This is a genomic window from Pseudomonas sp. St29 (assembly GCF_001547915.1).
Taxonomy (GTDB): domain Bacteria; phylum Pseudomonadota; class Gammaproteobacteria; order Pseudomonadales; family Pseudomonadaceae; genus Aquipseudomonas.
The window spans coordinates 5,725,841-5,748,120 of the sequence record NZ_AP014628.1; the positions used below are offsets into that span (position 1 = coordinate 5,725,841).

Genomic DNA, 22,280 nt, shown 5'->3' on the forward strand with positions numbered 1-22,280 from the left:
CGCCTGCCGGGGCATGCGCAACGCTGCCAGGCCCGGCAAAAGCGCCATCAGGGCCGCGAACGCCGGTAGAACGGGCGCCGGCCAACGCCATGGGCAAGCAGGCACACCAGGCTGGCGAGCCAGGCACAACCCAGCATGCCCAGGCAGGATTCGCGCTCACGCAGGCGCTGCTGGCACAGCTCGGCGCTGTCACACTGAGCGACGCACCAGGGCTGATCGTCGCGGGTACAACCCAGCAGGTAACCCCGCAGGTGGCTCAGCAGCAGGGGCTGTCCGGACAGTTGTGTGAGCGGCACCTGGAGCCGGGTCAGCTCGGGGCTCAAGCGCAAGCGTTGGCGTTCGCCGCTATCGAGGTCTTCGACCAGCAGCGCCCCCGCCTCCACCGCGACCACCCGGGCACTGAGGCTGTCGGGGCTGGCGCCTTCCAGGCCATAGTCCACCAGGGTACTGCTCCAGGCCTCGATCAGGACAAACACCAGCCCCAGCACAAAGCTCACCAGCGCCGCCTGCAGCAGCGGGTCGAGGGCAGAGAAATTTCGCAAGGAACACAGCGTCGAACGAATCAAGACAGCTCCCGGAAACCCTGGCGCGGGCCGCGTTTTCCGAGAGAGTAGCGGGAAAAAACCGAGGGCTGAAAGCCATTTTTCAGCCCGTTTTCAGGGTGGATTCACCGACCTTTTGGCGAAGGCTCTAGCTCGCTGTTTCGCCTGTTCACGGGCCGATGAAGAAAAGTCCTAATGCTGATCCACGGCGCAGGCGCCACCCGCCAGCAGCCGCTCCTCGCCCACGCGTCCGCCGAAGTAACCGGCACTGATCACGCCCACCGCGCCCATCAGCGCGCAATAGATCACGCAGATCCACGGGCTCCAGGGCATCAGGGCGATCAGCAGCAACGGAGTGGTACTGGCCCAGAGGGCGTAGGCGATGTTGTAGGTGAAGGAGATCCCCGACACGCGAATCCGCGGGGGAAACAGGCTGACCATCACCGACGGCACCGCCCCCACCACGCCGCAACCCAGGCCGGCAATGGCGTAGGCCAGGCCGATCCAGGTGCCACCGCTGATCAGGCAACCGTAGAGCACGGCGATACCCAAAGGCAGCAGCAGGCTGTAGAGCATCACCGTGCGCCAGGCGCCCAGGCGGTCGACGATCAGCCCCGCCAGCACGCAGCCGATGTTGAGGAAGACAATGCCCAGGCTGCTCAGGGCAAAGGTGTGGCTGGCGCTCATGCCGAAGCTCTTCTGCATCATGGTCGGGGTGATGACCACGAACACCACCACCGCCGAGGTCAGCACGCAGGTCAGGATCAGCGCCGGCAGGATCGCCAGCCGGTGCTCGCGCAGCACGGTGCGCAGGGGCAGCTCGGCGGCGCTCTCGCGCTGCTCCTGCAACGCCATGAACACCGGGGTTTCGCTCAGCCAGCGGCGCAGCCAGACGCCGATCACGCCAAACACCCCGCCCAGCAGGAAGGGATAGCGCCAGGCGTGGTCGAGGATTTCCTCGGGGCTGAAGACCCGCGCCAGCAGGGTCGCGGTCAGTGCGCCCAACAGGTAGCCGAAGGTCAGCCCGGCCTGGAGAAACCCCAGGGCATAGCCGCGATGGGCCCGGGGCGCGTGCTCGGCGACGAACACCCAGGCGCTGGGCACCTCACCGCCCACCGCCGCGCCCTGCAGCACCCGCAGCGCCAGCAACAGCAAGGGCGCGAAATAGCCGATCTGGGCATAGGTCGGCATGCTGCCGATCAGCAGGCAGGGCAGCGCCATCATCAGGATGCTCAGGCTGAAGACCTTCTTGCGCCCCAGGCGGTCGGCGAAATGCGCCATGAGAATGCCGCCCAGGGGCCGGGCCAGGTAGCCGGTGACGAAGATCCCGAAGCTTTGCAGCAGGCGCAGCCACTCGGGCATTTCCGGGGGGAAGAACAGCTGGCTCAGGGTCAGGGCGAAAAATACGAAGATGATGAAATCGTAGATTTCCAGGGCTCCGCCCAGGGCGGCCAGGCCCAGGGTCTTGTAGTCGGCGCGGGAAAAGCGCGCCGGCGACGACTCGGTGGAAGGGGTCATAAAAGCAACTCGGAGGGTGGCAATCAGCAAGGCTGCACATGGTCTATGCAATCGTCCCGAGGGACAACCATCAGTCGTTGGCGACCTGGGCCATAGGTGCGCCCTTGGCCATGGCGATGGCCGCCTGGATCGCGGAGCGGGCCTGAGGGCTGTTTTTCCAGCAACTGGAACCGACCAGGGCCGAGGCCTGGGTCACGATGTCCAGGGCATCGGCGGCGGCCAACTGGGCCAGGGAGGTGATGCCCAGTTGTTCCAGGCGACCGACCACCGTCGGGCCAACACCCTTGACCTTGAGCAGTGCGGCGCGTTCTTCGGGGGAAAATGACATGTCGGTTGAATCCTTTGCAGTCCGTGGCAATTGCCGCATTCTTGCACAGTTCTCGGCCGCCTCAGCCTGGGGCGGCCGACCTCCTTATAAACATAAGAAACCCAAGGTACTCACGTGGCCGCTGATATTCAAGATAGCCGCTCCGCCCGCTTCGCCCTGCGCTGTTCGAACTGGGCCGAACGCTGGTTTCCCGACTCCTGGGTGTTCGCCGCGCTGGCGGTGATCATCGTCGCCCTGGCCACCCTGGCCATGGGTGCCAAGCCCACCGACGCCGCCATGGCCTTTGGCGACGGCTTCTGGAGCCTGATCCCCTTCACCATGCAGATGGCCTTCGTGGTCATCGGCGGTTACGTGGTGGCCAGCTCGCCGCCGGCGGTGAAGCTGATCGACAAGCTGGCGCGCCTTCCCAGGAACGGCCGTTCGGCCGTGGCCTGGGTGGCGCTGATTTCCATGGTCGCCTCCTTGCTCAACTGGGGCCTGTCCCTGGTGTTCGGCGGGCTTCTGGTACGGGCCCTGGCGCGACGCAGCGAACTGCGCATGGACTACCGCGCCGCCGGCGCTGCCGCCTACCTGGGCCTGGGCGCGGTGTGGGCGCTGGGGCTGTCGTCTTCGGCCGCGCAGTTGCAGGCCAACCCGGGCAGCCTGCCGCCGTCGATCCTGGCCATCACCGGGGTGATTCCTTTCACCCAGACCCTCTTTCTCTGGCAGTCGGGGGTGTTGCTGCTGGCCCTGATCGTCGTCTCGCTGATCGTCGCCTACGCCACCGCACCGGGGCCCAATAGCGCCCGGGATGCCCAGGCCTGCGGGGTCGACCCGAGCTTCAGCATGCCCAAGCCACAACCGCGGACCCGCCCCGGCGAGTGGCTGGAGTACAGCCCGCTGCTGACCATTCTCCTGGCGCTGCTGGCCGCCGGCTGGCTGTACCACGAGTTCGCCACCAAGCCGGCGATCACCGCGATCTCCGGGCTCAACACCTACAACTTCCTGTTCCTGATGACCGGCGCGCTGTTGCACTGGCGCCCACGCAGCTTTCTCGACGCCGTGGCCCGGGCGGTGCCCACCACCACCGGGGTGCTGATCCAGTTCCCGCTGTACGGCTCGATCGCCGCGCTGATGACGGTGGTCAAGGGCGTGGACGGCCAGACCCTGGCCCACCACATCTCGACCTTCTTCGTGCAGATCGCCTCCCACGACACCTACGCCCTGTTGATAGGCCTGTACTCGGCGGTGCTGGGCTTCTTCATTCCCTCCGGCGGCGGCAAGTGGATCATCGAGGCGCCCTATGTGATGCAAGTGGCCAATGACCTGCAGTACCACCTGGGCTGGGCGGTGCAGATCTACAACGCCGCCGAGGCCTTGCCGAACCTGATCAACCCCTTCTACATGCTGCCGTTGCTGGGGGTGCTGGGCCTGAAGGCCCGCGACCTGATCGGTTTTTCCTTCGTCCAGCTGCTGGTGCATGCGCCCCTGGTGCTGGTGCTGCTCTGGGCCCTGGGCACCACCCTGGCGTACCTGCCGCCGGTCATGCCCTGAGCTGTCCACAGGCCCGCTGCGCACTACCGCAGCGGGCCTGTGGATCATTCTCCCCGAGCCTGGATCTCAGATTTTTCCAGGCTCTTGCCAGCAGGCTCCTGCAGCTTTCCTGTAGCCTTTGCGTCATATTCGATTGCTACCGTGCGACCGAAATACTTTGTAACGAATTCTCAGATCGACGAGCAAGGACCCGACATGAGCGACGATACCGATCAGCGCGACCTCCCCGAAACCACCGCCGACCAGCCCACCGATACCAGCCGCCGCCGCTTCCTCGGCGGCGTTGCCGTTCTTGGGGTCGGTGCCACCCTGAGCGCCTGCGCCAAGTCCGACGAGCCGACGAGCAAACCGCAGGAACGGCCGCTGTCTCCGGCGGAACTGGACAAGGCGCTGCGCGAGCAGGTGAAGAACGTGGTGGTGCTGTTCGCCGAGAACCGCAGCTTCAACAACCTATTCGCCAATTTCCCCGGGGTGGAGAAGCCCTTGTCGGCGCTCAAGCCCGAGGCGTTCCAGCAGCGCGACCGTGACGGCAGCCTGCTGTCGAAACTGCCACCGGTCTGGGGCGGCATCCTCCAGGTTGGCCCGCAAACCCTGGACGGCGTCACCTACCCGGTGGAAACCCAGTTCCAGGAAAACCTGCCCAACGCGCCGTTCGCCCTCAAGGGCCCCAGTGGCGAGGACCTGCCCCTGGGCCTGGTGACCCGCGACCTGTGGCACCTGTTCTACCAGAACCAGATGCAGATCAACGGCGGCAAGAACGATGGTTTCGTGGCCTGGGCCGACTCCGGCGCCCTGACCATGGGCCACTACGCCCAGACCCGCTATTCCCTGCGCCTGTGGGATGTGGCCCGGGAGTTCGTGCTCTGCGACAACTTCTTCCAGGGTGCCTTCGGCGGCTCGTTCCTCAACCACCAGTACCTGATCAGCGCCAAGGTGCCGTTCTACCCGGACGCCGCCAACTCGGTGGCCAAGTCGCAGATCGCCACCTTGCAGGGCGACGACCCCAAGGGCACCCGCCTCAAGCCCCTGGACAAATCCCCGGCCAGCGCCCTGGACGGCGCCCCGCAGTTCGGCCCCAGCGCCCTGACCCCGGACGGCTACGCGGTCAACACCATGGCCCCGCCCTACTGGCCGACCTGGATCCGCGACCCGGAGCGCCCGGACTACGCCAAGCCCGACCTGCCCAGCGTGCTGGTGCCCCAGACCCACGAGCACATCGGCGACAAGCTGTCGAAGAAGAACGTCGACTGGGCCTGGTACGGCGGCGCCTGGCAGGCGACCCTGGAGCAGTTCAAGGACTCCGGCGGGATTCCCAAGATCCCCAACTTCCAGTACCACCACCAGCCGTTCAACTACTTCGTGCGCCAGGGCCCGGAGAATCCGGCTGAGCGCGCCAAGCGCCTGCGTGACGGCGGCCTGGGGGATGAGTCGAGCACCAACAAGTTCTTCGCCGATGCCGAGGCCGGCAAGCTGCCGGCGGTGACCTTCTACAAGCCCCAGGGCAACCTCAACCTGCACGCCGGCTATGCCGATGTGGCCGCCGGCGACCGGCACATCGACCGGGCGCTGAAAGTGCTGCGCGAGAGCCCGCAATGGAAAAACATGGTGGTGATCGTCACCGTCGACGAGAACGGCGGCTGGTGGGACCACGTGGCGCCGCCCCAGGGCGATCGCTGGGGCCCGGGCACGCGGATTCCGGCACTGGTGGTGTCGCCGTTCGCCCGCAAGGGCACGGTGGATCACACGGTGTATGACACCGCCTCGATCCTGCGGCTGATCACCCGGGTGTTCCAGCTGGAGACCCTGGACGGCATCAAGGAACGCGACGAGGCCATGATCGCCCGGGGCCAGAAGCCCATGGGCGACCTGACCAACGCCCTGCACTTCAACGTCTGACCCCGGCGGGGCCCGCAACGGGCCCGCCAGCCCCCGCAGGACCGAAGCTCAAGACCGGCTTCGGCTCTGCGGCAACGGCGCCAATAATAGCCATGTGACATCACGCACTTTACCCATCCACCCGGCGGGTAATATCCTGCGCGCCACTTATTTGTTTCATCAGTTTTCCGATTGGAAAGGGAGTTCGTCGTCATGATCGTAGGCATCGACCTGGGGACCACCAACAGTCTGGTGGCGGTCTGGCGCGACACCGCCAGCGAGCTGGTGCCCAACGCCCTGGGCCAGCTCCTGACCCCCAGCGTGGTGGGTCTGGACGATGAGGGCCGGGTCCTGGTGGGGCAAGCCGCCAAGGAGCGCCTGCACACCCACCCGCACCTGACCACCGCACTGTTCAAGCGCTACATGGGCAGCGCCACCGAAGTGCGCCTGGGGGATCGTCTGTTTCGCCCGGAAGAACTCTCGGCCCTGGTGCTCAAGAGCCTCAAGGAGGACGTCGAGCGCTGCTACGGCGAGCCGGTGGAAGAAGCGGTGATCAGCGTGCCGGCCTATTTCAGCGACGCCCAGCGCAAGGCCACGCGGATCGCCGGCGAGCTGGCCGGGCTGAAGGTGGAAAAGCTGATCAACGAACCCACCGCCGCGGCCCTGGCCTACGGCCTGCACCAGCGCGACAAGGAAACCTCGTTCCTGGTCTTCGACCTCGGTGGCGGCACCTTCGACGTGTCGATCCTGGAGCTGTTCGACGGGGTCATGGAAGTCCGCGCCAGCGCCGGCGACAACTTCCTCGGCGGCGAGGATTTCGACAGCCTGCTGCTGGAGCACTTCATCGAACAGCAAGGCCGGGCGGCGGACTTTCCCGAGCGCCAGAGCGTGCTCCAGGCCCTGCGCCGCGAAGCCGAACGGGTGCGCCGTGCCCTGGGCCAGGAGCCCAGCGCCGAGTTCAGCCTGCGCGTCGATGGCCGGCAATGGACCCAGACCATCACCCAGGCGCAGCTGGCGACCCTCTACACGCCCCTGCTGGAACGCCTGCGGGCTCCCATCGAGCGGGCCCTGCGCGATGCGCGGATCCGCGTCAGCGACCTGGATGAAATCCTCCTGGTGGGCGGCGCCACCCGCATGCCCCTGGTGCGCAAGCTGGCGGCGGGGCTGTTCGGGCGCTTTCCGTCCATCAGCCTCGACCCCGACGAAGTGGTGGCCCAGGGCGCGGCGGTCCAGGCCGCCCTCAAGGCACGCTCTGCGGCCCTGGAGGAAGTGGTGCTGACCGACGTCTGCTCCTACACCCTGGGCATCGAAACCTCCCAGCAGTACGGCAACCAGATCGAGGGCGGGCATTACCTGCCGATCATCGAGCGTAACAGCGTGGTGCCGGTGAGCCGGGTCAAGACCGTGCAAACCTTGCACGACAACCAGGAGCAGGTGCTGCTGAAGATCTTCCAGGGCGAGAGCCGCCTGGTGCGCGACAACGTCGCCCTCGGCCAGCTGGAAATGCAGGTGCCCAAGCGCCCGGCCGGCGAAGTCTCGCTGGACGTGCGTTTCACCTACGACATCAACGGCCTGCTGGAAGCCCAGGTGAGCATTCCCCTGACCGGTGAAAGCCGTTCCCTGGTGATCGAGAACAACCCCGGCGTGCTGACCCCGGAAGAAATCCAGGAGCGGCTCAAGGCCCTGGAGCAACTCAAGGTTCATCCCCGCGACCAGCAGGTCAACACCTTGCTCAGTGCCCGCCTGGAACGCCTGTATCAGGAAAGCCTGGGGGAGTTGCGCGAACAGATCGGCTACTGGGCCGGGCAGTTCCAGCAAGTGCTGGACACCCAGGACGAGCGCAAGATCCGCGAAGTGCGCAACCAGCTCAGTGAACAGCTGCAGAGACTGGAAAACGGCCACTGGCACTGAGGAGCGGCGACATGGATTGTTGGGCCCTGCTGGAACTGCCGGACGATGCCGATGAGCGCAGCATCAAGCGCAGCTATGCCAAACGCCTGAAAAGCACCCGCCCCGATGAGGATGCCGAAGGCTTCCAGCGCCTGCGCGAGGCTTATGAGCGGGCGCTGCAACTGGCTCGCTGGCGGGAGGACGAAGCCGACGACGGTTGTCCCGAGCCCGTCGCCGCGGCTCTGCCTGGGGACAACCTGCAGGCCTGGTCGGGGCTGGTTGAGATGAGCCCGTCCCTGGTGCCGCAGCCAACAGCCGCTGTCGCGCCAACGCCGGCACAGGCCCTGCTCAAGGGCCTGACCCTGGAGAACCTGCCGCAACGCTGGACGCAAGCTCAGGCTCAACGCTGCGCCCAGGACTTCCAGAACCGGCTGCTGGAGCACTGTTGCAGCCACCCCCAACAACGCGCGCCCCTGGTTGAGTGGGCGGTTCAACATCTGGAATGGCTGACGCCCTGGCAAAGCCTGTCGATGAGCGACGCGCAACAGTGCTCGCTGGTCGATGCCCTGCTGGACCATTACCGCCAGACCCTGGAAGAGCCGCTGCAAGCCAACCAGGAACGGGCGTTCCTCGCGCAGTTGACCCACTACAGCGAACAGCTGTGGCTGCAGATTTTCGATCACCGCCTGCAATGGCAAAGCACGGTGCTGATGCTGCTCAACGAGCAACAGTGGAGCGTGCCCCTGTTCGAACGGGTGTGCCAGGCGTTCGGCTGGGATGAACAACGGGGCGCCATCCCGGAGCCGGCCTGGATCTGGCACCAGTTGGTCCAGCGCTGTCAGCAGGAAACCTTCTACCAGGACCTGCAAAACAAGCTGCAGCAGGAACACAGCTGGGCACCTGAGGTACTGGCGGCGCAACTGCTCGCCAAGCCGCTGTCCCCGCGCCAGCAGCGCAATCTCACCCGCGGTTTTACCCAGAATGAATGGCAAGCCTGCCAGCAGCTGGCGCAGACCCTGACCTGGCGCTTTCCGCAACTGATCGAGCGCCTGCCCCAGAGTGACGTGTTCTATTGGCAGAAATTCATGCCCCAACCCTCCACCACAGGGGAAACATGGGTGCGGGCCTGGGCCGGCATCGCGCTGGCGTTCACCCTCTTTTTCATTCAGGAACGCCACGACCCGCCGGTGCTGGCGGCCATCATGGCGGCCTTGTGCGGCTGGCTGGTGGCGGTGCTCGGATTGTCGGCACTGTGCGCCTGGAACGCCGTGGCGCTGCGCTTCTTGGATCTGGACCTGTGGCTGAGCGAACGCCTGCTACCGAAACAGCTGCACAGGCCTCCTTATCGAAGACTGCTGCGCCACGGTGTGCCTTTCCTGGCCTTGCTGGCGCTGTTCGCCAGCCTGCTCGGCCTGCTGGGGATGCTGACGTACCTGGGCTTTACCCTGATCGGCGTCCTGCACCACAAGCGCATCGGCCATGTCAGCGAAGCATTCAGGCTCAAGCATCCCTGGCTGAGCGTCTTGCACTGGTCGCATTTCAGTCCCTGGCAACCGGTTTTCCTGGTGCTGATGGTGGCTGTCATCCGGGCTTGCCAGGTGTTCTACCCGGCCTTCCCGCTGACCCGGCTGATACCGGGCTGAGGCCTGCACAAGGGGGGCAGATTTTTTATCCGCTGTCTTTCTCTATCCACGGCGGTGTTTCAGTATGAACAGCCCCCGTGGAGGGGTTCACGCTGAAAAGGATCTGAGCATGTTCAAATTCGCAGGAATCTCCCTGGCCCTGGCGGCCGCCGCGTTGAGCACCAGCGTCATGGCCGATGTCGAGGTCGACCTGGGCAGCCCCCAGCGCGTCACCCAACTCTTCGCCTACCCCAACAACTGCAACGTGATCTGCTATCGCAACTGGACCCTGGAGGAGACGGTGGCTCACTACCTGACCCAGAGCGTGCAGCGTGACGGCTATAGCGCTGCAAAAGTCAGCGTCAAGACCGCCGGCGACAAGGTCCTGGCCTCCATCAGCGGAGTACCGGACGGCTACGCCAAGCCCCTGAGCGCCCTGCTGGATGCCGGCGACCTGGCCTACAAGGGCGCCAGCCAGCTCAATAAGGACGGTCACTGGGATTTCAGCTGGTACCTGTTCCTGCCCCTGGGCATGGCCCTGGAAAACCGCAAGAGCGTGGAGCTGCTGCACTTCCCGCCGGATTATTCGCTGACCCACTACCAGGACTACCTGGAGTCGGCCACCACCGACCGCTGGGCTTCGCTGCTAACCGTCAACGGCATCGCCGCCGAGCAGACCCCGGCCTACCAGACCATCGTCGATATCGCGCCGATCGCCGCGCCCTCCAGCGCCGGCAAGAGCCTGGAAGGGGTGTACGGCTACTTCAACAGCTACCAGACCAGCATGGTCAAGCAGGTCAGCCAGAACGCCAGCGGCGCGGCCCTGCCGATGGTGGCTTTCGGGGCGCCGGTGCGTAACTGGCTCAAGCAGCAATACGGGGTGACGGTGAATGTGCTGGGCCTGGCGCAGATCAGCCCCAGCGAAGGGGTGAAGGTGCCGGTCCTGGGTGCCAACCACCCGAGCTACATCTGGTACGCGGCGGACCCGGCCAACTATGACAACGACGAAGCCAAGGCCGACGCCGCCGGGTTGAAAGTCATGGGGCAGGACTTGAGCGCGGCCTGCTGGCAGGCCGGCATGGGCAGCAAGCCGGGAACAGATCCGAGCACCCTGCTCAGCAGTTGCACCCAGACCTGGCAGGTGACCCAGAAAGAGCAGACCTGCGAGCTGTTCTACACCTCGGTACGCAAGCTGACCGAGCAGCAGGCCGCGGCCAAGTGCACCAGTGCACCGGTCAAGACCCAGCTCAACCAGCTCAAGGCCCCGGCACCGGCGCCAAGCACCGAGGTGCCGCACCTCTGAAGTCCGCCGCTGGCCGCTGCGCCTTCACGCAGCGGCCAGGGCGCGTTCAGACCGCGCCGAGGGGACGCAGGCGATATTGCGGTGGCAGCTGTTCGAAACCACTGATGGTCGCGTTCAGGCTCTTCCAGCGACCGTCCTTGATCCCGTAGATGCAACCGTGGATCGACAGGCTCTGCCCGCGATGCCAGGCGTTCTGCACGATGCTGGTGTGGCCGACGTTGGCCACTTGCTGGATCACGTTCAGCTCGCACAGGCGGTCGACCTGTTCTTCTTCAGTGGCCAGTTGCGCCAGCGCCTCGCGGTGCTCGTAGTACAGGTCACGAATCGAACGCAGCCAGCCATCGATCAGGCCAAACTGGCGATCCTGCATCGAGGCGCGCACGCCGCCGCAACCATAGTGGCCGGTGACCAGGATGTGTTTGACCTTGAGTACATCCACCGCGTACTGGATCACCGACAGGCAATTGAGGTCGGTGTGCAGCACGACGTTGGCCACGTTACGGTGCACAAACAGGTCGCCCGGCAACATGCCGACGATCTCGTTGGCCGGCACCCGGGCGTCCGAGCAGCCGATCCACAGGTACTCCGGAGTCTGCTGGCGGGCCAGCTTGGAGAAGAATTCCGGGTCTTCCTGCTTGATCGCTTCGGCCCAACGCGCGTTGTTATCAATCAGATCTTGTAGTTCGTTCATGCTGTGAAGCCTCAAGAATGATGCGCAGCTTTGACAGACGAGTGCCCGTCGGGGTCACGCCAATGACTGCAGATACCGGTTATCCCTGCCGGGGAATCTTCGCCGGGGCTGTGGGTCCACCCTGCAAGCCCCTAAAAGTATGAGCAATCGCCATGACCGAATCACGACGCCCCTTCAGCGCGCCCCAGCCCGAGCCGATCGACGATGATCAAGATCGCATGGGGTCCATGGAGGAGTTGCATTTCGATGACGACGAACCCGGCCCCGCAAGCAGCACCGGCCTCACCAGCGACGGCTCCAGCGACGACGACCTGAGCCCGGAAACCCTGATCCGCGAGGATGGGGCCCGTTCTGCCCGGGAAGTCGGGGCCGATAAACCCGCCGACTGGGACTTGAGTATTGTCGATGCCACGGACATTGGCGGTGGCAGCGGTCTGGATGAAGCCGAACTGGCACGTCGCGACCCGCTGGACGGCAAACCCTGAGCTCGGCGCCACATTTAATGACGCCCTCTCCCGCAGGAGCCGGCTTGCTGGCGAAGAGGCCCGCAAGCCATGCAGCGCCGGGAATGGCGCCGTCGCCTACAGCACGTGCCGTTTCAAGGTTCAGTCGACCAGGGTGCAGGCCATCACCAGGGCATCTTCGCGGCCACCCACGGCCGGGTAATAGTCGCGGCGCCGGCCCACTTCATTGAAGCCGTAACGCTCATACAGCCGATAGGCGGTCTGGTTGCTGGAGCGAACTTCGAGGAAGCACTCCCGGGCATTCTTCTGGTAGGCGCGCTTCATCAGCTCTTCCAGCAGCCGCAGGCCCAGGCCGCGGCCCTGGCTTTCCGGCTTGACGGTGATGTTCAGCAGATGGGCTTCGTCGATGATCACCTGGATGACCCCGTGGCCCACTTGCTGGCTGCCTTCGAACATCAGCCAGACTTCGTAGGACTTGAAGGCATCCATGAAAATGCCCCGGGTCCAGGGGTGACTGAACGCGGCATATTCGATTTTCAGGATGGCATCCAGGTCCGCCTCGGTGGCCAGACGGAAGGTCAACGCGTCACTCATCGGTCATTCTGCTCATCAGTGTGTTTCCAGCGCGCCATCAGCCGACGCATGGCTTGCCAGACATCAGCCTTACGCTGTGGCTCTTCCATTAATAGTTCCAGGCCGGGCAAGGCCCAGGCCGACCCCAGGCCTTCGACCTGCAGTTCACGGTTGTAGGATTCGGCGTTGGCTTCCCCGGCGAAACGTACGGCCGGCAGACCGATCAGCCACAGGCAGACGCAGGGCTCCTCTTCGATGCGCACGCCGACAAAGGCCTGGACGAAATCCCGGGCGGCTTCCGGCCCCTGGTCGAGGTTGCCCCGGGTCAGCATCGGCCAGCGCACCGGCTCGGCGAGGATCTGCGGGCTGTCCGGCAGGCCGGCGGCGCGCAGCATGTCCTTGAGCAGCAAGTAGGCCGGGTCGCGGCTCTGGAAGGCTTCGCCTGTGGGTAACTCCACCAGCAGCAGGCAACGGCCGGCCCGCAGCAACTGCAAGGCAAAACGCGGCGGCGGTACCACCGGCGCCTTGACCACCGGGGCCGGGGCTTCTTCGCCCTCGGCCACTGGCTTGCTGGCTGTCTTTGCAGGCGCGGTGGACGGACGCGGCACCTCGATTTTCGGCCGTTCGACGGTCCTTGCAGCCGCCGCCGGGGCCTTGGCCTCGACCACAGGGGCAGGCGGGGCCTGCACCTCGGGTTCCGGCAAGGCCAGCAACTCGGGACGCGAAGGGGCGGCAAAGGGCAATTCGCTGCGCGGCAGCCAGCTGACCACCTGCATGGCGGACAGATAAGCGCGACGACGGGACTCGATAAGCAAAGGTCGGCCACTTGTGGATAACTGAGGTGGGGGATTCTACCGTCCTTCGCCAAAGATCGCCTGCTGTTGATTGCGCGCAAAAGCGACAGTCCGTCTCATACCTGGGCCCGGGGGTGAATCGTCGGCCCCCTGATGCAGTACAATCGCCGCTTTTCATTGCCAACCAGCCGGCCATTCCGATGATCGAACCCAAGCGCGTCTTGCGCGCCCTCGCCGAACACTGGGCACTTCTGGAGCCGCTGTGCGAGCACTTCGACCAAGGCACCCTGAGTCTTGCCGAACTGCGTTCACAGCTGGCTACCCAACAACTGGACAGCACGCCCCAGGACATCACCCACCTGCTGGACGTATGGATACGCCTGGACATCCTGGTCCCGGTGGCGAAAAGCCCGAACCGTTTCGAGCTCAATGCACAGATCCACGACTTCCTCGCCTACCTGCGCCGTGAGCACCGCCTGGGCCTGTGCCTGGAGATCGAAGCCTACCTGCGCCACCTGGAGCGTCTGGCCGGGTACATCCAGGACGCCTTCGACGTGCGCGACGGCAACGACCTGGCGCGCCAACTGCGGCTGCTGGACATGCGCGTGCGCGATGTCCTGAAGAAGCTCGCCAACGACGAACAGGCCCTGGTGGCCGTGGCCGAACGGGCCAAGACCAGCGACCGGCAGATTCCCCTGCGCCAGCGCTACGCCGAGGTGCTGGCCACCTGGGACGAATACGTCGAACCGATGATCCAGCTGGTGAACGCCGACGGCGCCTTCGAACAAGGCGTGCGCAAGGTGGAGAACGTCCTGCTGCGCCTGCTCACCGAGCAGCAGCGCCTGGGCCACCTGGTGGACGACGACATGCTGCTGCGCACCCACGCGCGGATCCTGGAAATGCAGACCAGCGCCCAGCTGACCCTGCGCCACGCCCGGGAACTGCTGTTGCCGCTGCGTGAGGAAGCCCGCCGGCACAACGCCGTGACCCGTGGCGCGGCCCTGGCCCTGGCGGCGATCCGGCGCAAGGGCATCGACGCGGTGCCCCAGGCGGCGATGCCGATGTTCACCCGCCCGCAGAGCACCTTCCTCGGCAGCTCCGGCCAGGTGGAAGCCTATGTCTACGCCCTGGCCCGCTTCGAGCCCAAGCCGGCGCGCTTCCCCAAGGCCCACAAGACCCACAAGGGCCTGGCCCCCAAGGCGCCGCGCACGGTTCGGGAAATGCTCGAACGCTGCGAAGACGCCCTGCCGATGCCGGACCTGATGAGCTGGCTGCTGGACCAGGAGCCGGATGGCGCCACCGACGAACTGCTGTACTGGTTCTCGCGCCTGTCGCGGGAAAAACGCTTCAAGCGCGAGCGCCTCGAACGCCGCGACTACCACACCCTGGAGCATCAGGTCAGCCTGCGCTCCTTCGCCCTGCTCTCGGCCCGCGATGACGCCGCCGAGCATTCTGCGAGCAACGCCAATGCATCTTGATCTTTCCGAACTGTCCCAGCTGGCGCCGATCTTCCGCGAGCTGTTCAAGGGTTACCACGTCAGCCGCCGCGACCCGGAGCTGTACGCTCAGCTGTCGAACTTCCAGGACCAGTACCGCACCCTGTTCAAGGCCCTGGGCTTCGAGCTGGTGTGCGACACCCGGGGTTTCTACTACTTCGTGCCGGACAACGCCGCCGCCCAGGTGAACAAGACCGCCCAGCGCCTGGCACTGTTCACCTTCATCCTGGTGGAGCACCTGGCCGACCAGGGCCGCGACCCGATCGCCGTGCTCGATGGCGGCAGCCTCGGCCGTGACGAACTGCCGTCGCTGCTGGAGAAATACCGTGACCTGTTCATCCAGGCCGAAGTGCAGACCCAGGAAGAGCTGGAAGAGAAAATCATGCGCCGCATGACCCAGCTGGGTTTCGCCGCCGAGGAGCCGGGCATCTACCGCTTCCTGCCGCCGATGCACCGTTTCCTCGATGTCTGCCTGTCGGTGCAGCAGGACCGCGACCTGGCTGCCAGCCTGCACAGCGTGCTGCCGCTGCCGACCCCGGTACTGGTGGACGACGACAGCGACGAAAAACTGCTGCAGACCGATGACCCGCTGGACCTGAGCGAATTCGACGAGTCCGAAGAAAGTGAAGAAGACGCGCTGGCCCGGGCCATCGCCGAAGAACAGGAGCTCGACGCATGAGCAAGGAACGCTACGGCATCCGCCGCTTTGCCCTACTGAACACCGCCGGCTACAGCCTGGGCCTGTTCCCCCTGGAAGAGCCGCTGTCGGTCTACGGGGCCAACAACCTGGGCAAGTCGGCGTCGATCAACGCCCTGCAATTCCCGATTCTGGCGCGCATGTCGGACATGAGCTTCGGCAAGTACAGCCTGGAACAGTCCCGGCGCTTCTACTTCGCCTCCGACACCAGCTACATCCTGGTGGAAGTCTCGCTGCCCCACGGTCCTCACGTGATTGGCGTGGTCGGTCGCGGCCCGGGCGGCGGCTTCGGCCACCAGTTCTTCGCCTACGCCGGCCAGCTGGACCTGGCGCATTACCAGAAGGACGACACCTGCCTGCGGCAGAAAGAGCTGTTCACCAACCTGGAGCGCCAGGGCCTGAAGGCCTATGAGCTCAAGCCCGATGAACTGCGGCGCCTGCTGGTGGGCGGCCACACCTCGATCCCCCTGGACCTGACCCTGATCCCGCTGCGCTCCACCAGCGAACAGAGCCTGAAAACCTTCCGCGCGCTGTTCATCAACCTGCTGCACATGCGCGAAATCACCGCGGCCAAGCTCAAGCAGCTGTTCCTCGATGCCTTCGAGCACAGCCTGCGCTCCGGCAGCGTCGACTACATCGCCGCCTGCGACGAAGCCTTCCGCGATGTGCGGCGTATGGAGCAGGACTACAACTCCCTGGTGGCCGCCGGCCCTCTGGTGGAAGCCCTGGCCAACGGCGTAAAGCAGCGGGACATTCTGCGGGGCAAGCTGCACCGCCTGTCGCCGCTGCTGGATTCGCTGCTGGGCACCTGGTCGGACTACGCCGGCGCGCGCAAGGAAGAGCTGACCATACAGGCCGAGCACTACCGTAATGAGCAGGACGCGCTGCAGAACGACCAGCGCAGCAGCACCCAGGAAATGATGCGCCTGGAACGGGAAATCACCGGCACCCAGCGCTGGCTCGGTGAGTTGTCGGTGCTCAAGCACCGCTTCGCCCTGGTGGATGACGTCAAGGTCCTGGAACAGCAACTGCTGGCGGCCAAGGATGCCCACGATGAACTGGCCGGCGCCCTGGCCCAGTCCCGGCAGTTCTCCGCCGAAGACCTGGAAGAACGCCTGCGGGACCTGGAAAAGCGCCTGAAGTCGGTCAAGCAGCAACTCGATCACGCTGACAACAACAGCTATGCCCGCCTGCGCGAGGAGTTCTCCCAGCAGGACGTGGAGCGCCTGATGCGCCTGTTCAACAGCGCGCTGTTCAGCCTGCCCCTGGGCGAGCATGGCATCGCCCTGGACGACAACGGCGAGTGGGTGAAGTCGGTGGAACTGATCCTCGACGGCTTCAAGGGCGAGCGTTTCGAAGTGCCGGGGTTGACCATCGACATCTCCCACATCGAGCCGCCAGCCTTGCAGGCCCTGGCCGACCGCGCCGCCCTGCGGGATCAGAAAGAGCGTCTGGAAAAAGAACTCAAGCAGCTCAAGACCCAGGCCGCCGTGGCCGCCGACCGCGCCGCGAGCAAGACCCAGACCGAAGCCCTGTACCAGCAGGTACTGGATGCGCAGAAGGCCCTGGAAGACTTCCGCCGTGCCCAGACCCTGAGCGCCGAGGAAGGCGAGAAACTGGAACAGCTGGCGCAGATGGAAGCCGCCCAGGACGAACTCAAGCGCTCCAGCGATGCCTTCACCGAACGCGTCCAGCAACTGTCCGCCAAGCTGCAACTGGTGGGCCGGCAGATCGCCGACATGGAAGCCAAGCAGCGCACCCTCGACGACGCCCTGCGCCGCCGTCAGCTGCTGCCGGCAGACCTGCCGTTCGGCACGCCGTTCATGGACCCGGTGGACGACTCCATGGACAACCTGCTGCCACTGCTCAACGACTACCAGGACAGCTGGCAGGGCCTGCAGCGGGTCGACGGGCAGATCGAGGCGCTGTATGCCCAAGTGCGCCTGAAGGGCGTGGCCAAGTTCGACAGCGAGGATGACGTCGAGCGCCGCCTGCAACTGCTGATCAACGCCTATGCCCACCGCACCGACGAAGCCCTGACCCTGGGCAAGGCGCGCCGCGCGGCGGTGACCGATATCGCCCGGACCCTGCGCAATATCCGCAGTGACTACGACAGCCTGGAACACCAGCTGGCGCTGTTCAACCGCGAGATCAACAAGCGCCAGGTGTCCAACCTGCAGAGCTTCCGCATCGTCCTGGCGCCGAACAAGGAAGCCCTCAAGCACATCGACCAGATCATCCACAGCGCCGGCCAGTACGAGGAAGGCGAGACCCTGTCGGTGTTCGACCTGAGCCAGAGCGCCGAGCAGGACAACAAGAACGAAGAGGCCAAGGAGTACCTGGCGCGGCTGGTAGCGGCCAACCACAACCAGTTGGGCCTGAAGGACCTGTTCGAGCTGGCGTTCGAGATCACCAAGGTCAATGGCCAGCCGGTGATCCACACCGACATCGATGGCGCGGCGTCCAACGGCACCACCATGACCATCAAGGCGCTGACCAACATGTACCTGTTGCTGCACTTGATGGACCGCGACCAGGCCGGGCGTATCCGTCTGCCTTACTACCTCGACGAAGCGGCGGACATCGACGAACGCAACCAGGCGGCGCTGCTGGAAACCAGCCTGCAGCTGGGCTTCGTGCCGATCCTGGCCAGTGTGAAGCCGCAGGTGTCGGCCCAGGTGGCCATCGACCTGGAAGGCGGCAGCGGGCCAAACGGCATCTACATCGACGAGGCGGACTGGAAGTTCATCCGCCGTCACGATCAGGTCAAGGCGACTCTGAACGTGGAACCCGAAGCAGAAGCGGAACTGGACGAAGTCTGACTGGGTAACGCTGCAACGTAAAAGGCCGCGCTCTTGGGAGCGCGGCCTTTTTTATTGGATAGCTTTTGTAGGAGCTGGCTTGCCAGCGAAGGCGTCCTCTGGAAGAACGCCGGACTTGAGGACCTCTTCGCCGGCAAGCCGGCTCCTACGAGAGGGTTATTTGCCGAGGGGGATCTTGGGCGCCCAGGTCAGCCATTCATCCTCGAACTTGTCGAATAGCGGGAAGGTCTGCTGGGGGCGGGCCGGGTTGCCCATGCGCTCGCCATCCGGGGTGGCGAAGGCAATACCGCCCTGGATCAGGGTTTCCAGGGACTCGGTACGCACTGTGGCGCCCTTGAACAGGCCAAAGTCCACACCAAATCCGCTGCTGTTCCAGAAGCGCGTACCACCGCGAATCAGCGGCGCGTACTTGGGTTCGATGAGGATGTGGATCAGTACCCGGTCAGCCGTCTGGCCCAGCTCGTAGCCGGTCACCTTGCCCACCGTCACTTCGCGGTAGGTCACCGGCACCCCCACTTTCAGCGAACCACGGCGCGCCGCGCTCAGTACCAGGCTCAGACCCGCCTCAGCAACGCTGGCCTCCGGCGGCTGCGGCAAGGCGACGAAACTGGTTTGCACACCCTGGTTCTTTGCGGCGGGCTGGACCTCGATGTATTGACCGGTAACCAGGGTTTCCAGGTTGGAGGTCTTCATCAGCCCCAGTTCCGGCTTGACCACCCAGAACTGGCTGCCGACCCGGGCGATACGCTCGGGCACTTCGGTGATGCGCGCCTTGAGCATCACTGATTGCAGGTCGGCGCTGAGGGTCACTTCCTCCAGCTTGCCCACATCCAGGCCCTTGAAGCGCACCGGCGTGCCGGCACGCAGCCCATCGGCGCGATCGACCTTGATGTTGACCAGGATGCCGCGCTGCGCCGCTTCTTCCTGGTTGGCGAACAGACGGAAACGCGGAATGCGCTTTTTCAGCGGCACGTTGGGCAGCGGCGTCTCGAAGGCGATACCGCCGGCCATCAGGCTTTGCAGCGACTCGCTCTTGATCTGGATGCCGCCAGTGAGACCGCCCGTGAGGGTGATGCCGCTGACGTTCCAGAAACGGGTCGAACCGTTGACCAGCGACTCGTACTCTTTCTCGATATGGACGCCGATCACCACTTGCTTGCGGGTGTGAGAGAACTGATAGCTCTGCACCGAGCCGACCTTGACCTGCTTGTAGAGGATCGGGCTGCCCACATCCAGGGAGCCAAGGTTGTCGGTGAACAGCACCATGTGCAGGCCCGGGGCTCGAAGGTCCAGAGGCGGGGCCTTGGCCCGGGCCTCGAACTCGCGCTGGGGCGCAGCGCCCTTGTCGCCGGGGCGAATGGCGATGTAGTTGCCTTTGACCAGCGCCTCCAGGCCGGTGATGCCGGCCAGGGAGATGGAGGGTTTGACGGTCCAGAACTGGGTGCCCTGGACCAGATAGTCCTCGGCCAGCGGATCGAGGGTCAGCTCGGCGGTGGCGCTGGTGAGATCGGAGTCGACCTTCAGCGCTTTCAGGCTGCCCACCTGGATGCCCTTGTACATCACCGGGGTACGTCCGGCTTGCAGCCCTTCGAAATCGGTGAGCTTGACCTTGACCCGGATCCCGGCCTGGGCGGCGTCGAAATCCTCATAGAGCCGGAACGGCAGGCTTGGGTCGGTAGGCGGGCTGTCCTTGCGGTTTTCCGGCGTGGCAAAGGCGATACCGCCGGCGACGATGCTGGACAGGGACTCGCTGCGCACTTTGACCCCGGACAGGTTGGCGTCGATGCTGATGCCGCTGGCGTTCCAGAAACGCGTGTGTTTGCGCACCAGGTTGGCGTAGGTGGGCTCGATATAGACCTTGAGCTCGACCGTGTTCTGGTCTTCGGAAAGCAGGAAGCTTTTGATCTGTCCGACCTGGATCTGCTTGTAGAACACCGGGCTGCCGCGGTTCAACGAGCCGAGGCGTTCGGCCTTGATGGTCAGGTGCAGGCCGGGCTTGGCGTCCGATAACGGCGGCTCTTCGGCCAGGGCCTTGAATTTGCGCGCAGGCTCGCCATCGCCGGGATTGACCGCGATGTAGTTGCCGGAAACCAGGGTTTCCAATCCGGTGATGCCGGCCAGGCTGACACTGGGCTTGACCAGCCAGAAGCGGGTGTTGGTCTTCAGGTACTGTTCGACGTCCTTGTTCATCTCGACCGTGGCGATCACGCCCTTGGAGTTGCCCTCATCGTCCAGGGCCAGGGTCTTGACCTTGCCCACGGGCATGCCTTTGTAGACCACCTCGGTCTTGTTGGCCTGGATCCCTTCGCCGCTTTCAAAGCGCAACTGGATCTCGATACCGGTCTGGCTGTAGGCACGCCAGCCCAGCCAGCCACCGATGATCAGGGCAATCAGGGGCAGCACCCAGATGGCTGACCAATTGGAGGCCGGGCGGGTTTTGGCGGTAGGCAAATCACTCATGGTCGTCGTCCGACTCCGTGTTATCCCAGATCAGTCGGGGATCGAAAGTTACTGCGGCCAGCATGGTCAGAATCACCACACTGGCAAAGGCGACCGCTCCGAGATTGGCTTCGATGCTGGCCAGCCGTCCAAAGTTGACCACCGCCACCAGGATGGCGATGACAAAGATATCCAGCATCGACCAGCGACCGATGAACTCGATAAAGCGGTACATGATGATCCGTTGCCGTGCCGACAGTGGCTGGTGGCGCTGCACCGAGAACAACAACAGAGCAATGCCCACCAGCTTGAAGGTGGGCACCAGGATACTGGCGACAAATACAACCGCGGCAATGGGAAACATGCCGTGCTGCACCAGTTGGATAACCCCCGACATGATGGTGCTGGGGTCGCCCTGGCCCAGTGAGCTGACCGTCATGATCGGCAGCAGATTGGCCGGAACATAGAGAATGGCGGCGGTGAGCAGCAGCGCCCAGGTACGCAGGATGCTGTTGGGACGGCGGGGATGGACCAGGGCTCCGCAACGAGTGCAGGTCTGCTCGTCGCTGTCGGCTTCCTGCCGGTTCAATTCGTGACATTCGCTACAAATCAGAATGCCTGCATCAATCGCCCGCATGCACATCCTCCCCCGATAACGCTTGCCAGATCTGGTGAGGCGACATCACCACCTCCAGCCAGACCTGCACCAATAACAGACTGATGAAACACACCAGGCCCAGGCCCACGGTGATGGAGGCCATGTCAGCCAATTTGACGATGGCCACCAGCACCCCCATCAGGTAGACCTCGAGCATTCCCCAATCACGCAGGTGGTGATAAATGCGGTAGAGCAGCAGGCCATAGCTGCGCCCGAAGTCCCAGCGAATACTCAACAGGACCAGGAGCTGGCAAATCAACTTGATCAGGGGGATGCCCATGCTGCACAGGAACACCACCAGTGCCACGCCTTCCATACCGGTATCGAACAGGCCTTGCACGCCGCTCCAGACGGTATCTTCGGAAGACTGTCCCAATAGATTGAGCTGCATGATGGGAAGAAAGTTCGCCGGTATGTAGAGCAACAAGGCGGCGATCACCAGAGCCAGGCTACGCTCAACGACATTGTGCCGGTGTGCGTAGAGCTCATAGCCACAACGCGGGCATTGAGCCTTCTCGCCGAGAGCAAGCGCTGGCTTGCGCATCAGCAGATCGCACTCATGGCAGGCAACCAGGTCGTCCAGTGGTAATTCTGACAACCCGGGGGCGTCAACCGGATCTGGCATAGAAGGCTCTGGAAGTGGAGAAAGTAGCAGCTATTCTAGTGTTCCAATTCGAAAATAACTGTGCAAATTTGTTTGCGAATAAGAGCAATTTTTCCACGCGCAAAAACAAAACCCCAACTGCTTTCGCAATTGGGGTTTCGGAATTTAATCTTGACGATGACCTACTCTCACATGGGGAAACCCCACACTACCATCGGCGATGCATCGTTTCACTTCTGAGTTCGGGATGGGATCAGGTGGTTCCAACGCTCTATGGTCGTCAAGAAATTCGGTAGCCAGTCCGTTGCTTATGCAACGTGCCAGCGAATGGGTATGTAATAGGTTTGTGTGCTTTGTGAGCGGTGCAAACTTTCGGTTCGTTTCGTCTTCACACACCGCAACTCGCTTCTTAAGCAAATTGCTTGGGTGTT

18 protein-coding genes and 1 rRNA gene are annotated in these 22,280 nt (G+C 64.2%); 9 read left to right on the plus strand and 10 right to left on the minus strand.

The window, feature by feature from the left end; all coding sequences use genetic code 11:
* Window positions 1-47: 47 nt before the first annotated feature.
* From PST29_RS25485 to PST29_RS25495, 3 genes are all read right to left on the minus strand, one after another.
* Window positions 48-566 carry a hypothetical protein gene (locus PST29_RS25485; protein ID WP_060844641.1) on the minus strand — a complete coding sequence of 173 codons (519 nt, stop codon included), beginning with the start codon at window positions 564-566 and terminating at the stop codon, window positions 48-50.
* A 168-nt stretch (window positions 567-734) separates the two neighbouring features.
* Complete coding sequence (locus PST29_RS25490; RefSeq protein ID WP_060844642.1) at window positions 735-2,060, minus strand: MFS transporter; 1,326 nt, start codon at window positions 2,058-2,060, stop codon at window positions 735-737.
* Window positions 2,061-2,130: 70 nt separating this feature from the next.
* The gene (locus PST29_RS25495) at window positions 2,131-2,388 is read right to left on the minus strand and encodes a Pathogenicity locus (protein ID WP_060841096.1); all 258 of its coding nucleotides are present in this window, start codon (window positions 2,386-2,388) and stop codon (window positions 2,131-2,133) included.
* 114 nt (window positions 2,389-2,502) lie between these two features.
* Between PST29_RS25495 and PST29_RS25500 the strand changes: the two genes are divergently transcribed.
* From PST29_RS25500 to PST29_RS25520, 5 genes are all read left to right on the plus strand, one after another.
* Window positions 2,503-3,921, plus strand: coding sequence for a short-chain fatty acid transporter (locus tag PST29_RS25500; RefSeq protein ID WP_060844643.1), 1,419 nt, complete (start codon window positions 2,503-2,505; stop codon window positions 3,919-3,921).
* A gap of 195 nt (window positions 3,922-4,116) precedes the next feature.
* The gene (locus tag PST29_RS25505; RefSeq protein ID WP_060844644.1) at window positions 4,117-5,817 is read left to right on the plus strand and encodes an acid phosphatase; all 1,701 of its coding nucleotides are present in this window, start codon (window positions 4,117-4,119) and stop codon (window positions 5,815-5,817) included.
* Window positions 5,818-6,009: 192 nt separating this feature from the next.
* A complete protein-coding gene (locus tag PST29_RS25510; protein ID WP_060841099.1) occupies window positions 6,010-7,707 on the plus strand; it encodes a molecular chaperone HscC in 1,698 nt (565 codons plus the stop codon).
* Window positions 7,708-7,718: 11 nt separating this feature from the next.
* Window positions 7,719-9,329 (plus strand): J domain-containing protein, encoded by a 1,611-nt coding sequence (locus PST29_RS25515; protein WP_060844645.1) that lies wholly within the window; start codon window positions 7,719-7,721, stop codon window positions 9,327-9,329.
* Window positions 9,330-9,438: 109 nt separating this feature from the next.
* Window positions 9,439-10,611 carry a hypothetical protein gene (locus tag PST29_RS25520; RefSeq protein WP_060844646.1) on the plus strand — a complete coding sequence of 391 codons (1,173 nt, stop codon included), beginning with the start codon at window positions 9,439-9,441 and terminating at the stop codon, window positions 10,609-10,611.
* 46 nt (window positions 10,612-10,657) lie between these two features.
* On the opposite strand, the gene can is transcribed toward PST29_RS25520, so the two are convergent.
* A complete protein-coding gene (can, locus tag PST29_RS25525; protein ID WP_060841102.1) occupies window positions 10,658-11,302 on the minus strand; it encodes a carbonate dehydratase in 645 nt (214 codons plus the stop codon).
* Window positions 11,303-11,454: 152 nt separating this feature from the next.
* Between can and PST29_RS25530 the strand changes: the two genes are divergently transcribed.
* The gene (locus tag PST29_RS25530) at window positions 11,455-11,787 is read left to right on the plus strand and encodes a hypothetical protein (RefSeq protein ID WP_060841103.1); all 333 of its coding nucleotides are present in this window, start codon (window positions 11,455-11,457) and stop codon (window positions 11,785-11,787) included.
* A gap of 120 nt (window positions 11,788-11,907) precedes the next feature.
* On the opposite strand, the gene rimI is transcribed toward PST29_RS25530, so the two are convergent.
* Together rimI and PST29_RS25540 are read right to left on the minus strand one after the other, a co-directional pair.
* Window positions 11,908-12,360 (minus strand): ribosomal protein S18-alanine N-acetyltransferase, encoded by a 453-nt coding sequence (gene rimI, locus PST29_RS25535; RefSeq protein WP_016963566.1) that lies wholly within the window; start codon window positions 12,358-12,360, stop codon window positions 11,908-11,910.
* Window positions 12,357-13,154: an energy transducer TonB gene (locus tag PST29_RS25540; protein ID WP_082729295.1), complete on the minus strand. Its 798-nt coding sequence runs from the start codon at window positions 13,152-13,154 to the stop codon at window positions 12,357-12,359. The genes rimI and PST29_RS25540 overlap by 4 nt, the downstream gene beginning before the upstream one ends.
* A gap of 179 nt (window positions 13,155-13,333) precedes the next feature.
* Between PST29_RS25540 and mksB the strand changes: the two genes are divergently transcribed.
* Genes mksB through mksF form a run of 3 tightly spaced genes read left to right on the plus strand, consistent with a single transcriptional unit; the run spans window position 13,334 to window position 18,148 of the window.
* Window positions 13,334-14,611, plus strand: coding sequence for an Mks condensin complex protein MksB (gene mksB, locus PST29_RS25545; protein WP_060844648.1), 1,278 nt, complete (start codon window positions 13,334-13,336; stop codon window positions 14,609-14,611).
* Window positions 14,601-15,308, plus strand: a complete 708-nt coding sequence (gene mksE, locus PST29_RS25550; RefSeq protein WP_047285462.1) for an Mks condensin complex protein MksE — start codon at window positions 14,601-14,603, stop codon at window positions 15,306-15,308. The genes mksB and mksE overlap by 11 nt, the downstream gene beginning before the upstream one ends.
* The gene (mksF, locus tag PST29_RS25555) at window positions 15,305-18,148 is read left to right on the plus strand and encodes an Mks condensin complex protein MksF (protein WP_060844649.1); all 2,844 of its coding nucleotides are present in this window, start codon (window positions 15,305-15,307) and stop codon (window positions 18,146-18,148) included. The genes mksE and mksF overlap by 4 nt, the downstream gene beginning before the upstream one ends.
* Window positions 18,149-18,304: 156 nt before the next feature.
* On the opposite strand, the gene PST29_RS25560 is transcribed toward mksF, so the two are convergent.
* The 4 genes from PST29_RS25560 to rrf form a co-directional block, all read right to left on the minus strand.
* Complete coding sequence (locus PST29_RS25560; RefSeq protein WP_060841107.1) at window positions 18,305-20,608, minus strand: PqiB family protein; 2,304 nt, start codon at window positions 20,606-20,608, stop codon at window positions 18,305-18,307.
* Window positions 20,601-21,224, minus strand: coding sequence for a paraquat-inducible protein A (locus tag PST29_RS25565; protein ID WP_060841108.1), 624 nt, complete (start codon window positions 21,222-21,224; stop codon window positions 20,601-20,603). Before PST29_RS25565 ends, PST29_RS25560 begins: the two co-directional genes overlap by 8 nt.
* Window positions 21,211-21,870 (minus strand): paraquat-inducible protein A, encoded by a 660-nt coding sequence (locus PST29_RS25570; protein ID WP_060841109.1) that lies wholly within the window; start codon window positions 21,868-21,870, stop codon window positions 21,211-21,213. The genes PST29_RS25565 and PST29_RS25570 overlap by 14 nt, the downstream gene beginning before the upstream one ends.
* A gap of 148 nt (window positions 21,871-22,018) precedes the next feature.
* Window positions 22,019-22,134: ribosomal RNA gene (gene rrf, locus PST29_RS25575) — 5S ribosomal RNA — on the minus strand.
* Between the last annotated feature and the right edge of the window lie 146 nt (window positions 22,135-22,280).

Coding starts and splice junctions, on each gene's coding strand:
- PST29_RS25565 (WP_060841108.1), bottom strand. CDS start 21,224: ATGCGGGCGATTGATGCAGGCATTCTGATTTGTAGCGAATGTCACGAA.
- PST29_RS25560 (WP_060841107.1), bottom strand. CDS start 20,608: ATGAGTGATTTGCCTACCGCCAAAACCCGCCCGGCCTCCAATTGGTCA.
- mksF (WP_060844649.1), top strand. CDS start 15,305: ATGAGCAAGGAACGCTACGGCATCCGCCGCTTTGCCCTACTGAACACC.
- mksE (WP_047285462.1), top strand. CDS start 14,601: ATGCATCTTGATCTTTCCGAACTGTCCCAGCTGGCGCCGATCTTCCGC.
- PST29_RS25495 (WP_060841096.1), bottom strand. CDS start 2,388: ATGTCATTTTCCCCCGAAGAACGCGCCGCACTGCTCAAGGTCAAGGGT.
- mksB (WP_060844648.1), top strand. CDS start 13,334: ATGATCGAACCCAAGCGCGTCTTGCGCGCCCTCGCCGAACACTGGGCA.
- PST29_RS25505 (WP_060844644.1), top strand. CDS start 4,117: ATGAGCGACGATACCGATCAGCGCGACCTCCCCGAAACCACCGCCGAC.
- PST29_RS25530 (WP_060841103.1), top strand. CDS start 11,455: ATGACCGAATCACGACGCCCCTTCAGCGCGCCCCAGCCCGAGCCGATC.
- can (WP_060841102.1), bottom strand. CDS start 11,302: ATGAACGAACTACAAGATCTGATTGATAACAACGCGCGTTGGGCCGAA.
- rimI (WP_016963566.1), bottom strand. CDS start 12,360: ATGAGTGACGCGTTGACCTTCCGTCTGGCCACCGAGGCGGACCTGGAT.
- PST29_RS25490 (WP_060844642.1), bottom strand. CDS start 2,060: ATGACCCCTTCCACCGAGTCGTCGCCGGCGCGCTTTTCCCGCGCCGAC.
- PST29_RS25570 (WP_060841109.1), bottom strand. CDS start 21,870: ATGCCAGATCCGGTTGACGCCCCCGGGTTGTCAGAATTACCACTGGAC.
- PST29_RS25515 (WP_060844645.1), top strand. CDS start 7,719: ATGGATTGTTGGGCCCTGCTGGAACTGCCGGACGATGCCGATGAGCGC.
- PST29_RS25520 (WP_060844646.1), top strand. CDS start 9,439: ATGTTCAAATTCGCAGGAATCTCCCTGGCCCTGGCGGCCGCCGCGTTG.
- PST29_RS25510 (WP_060841099.1), top strand. CDS start 6,010: ATGATCGTAGGCATCGACCTGGGGACCACCAACAGTCTGGTGGCGGTC.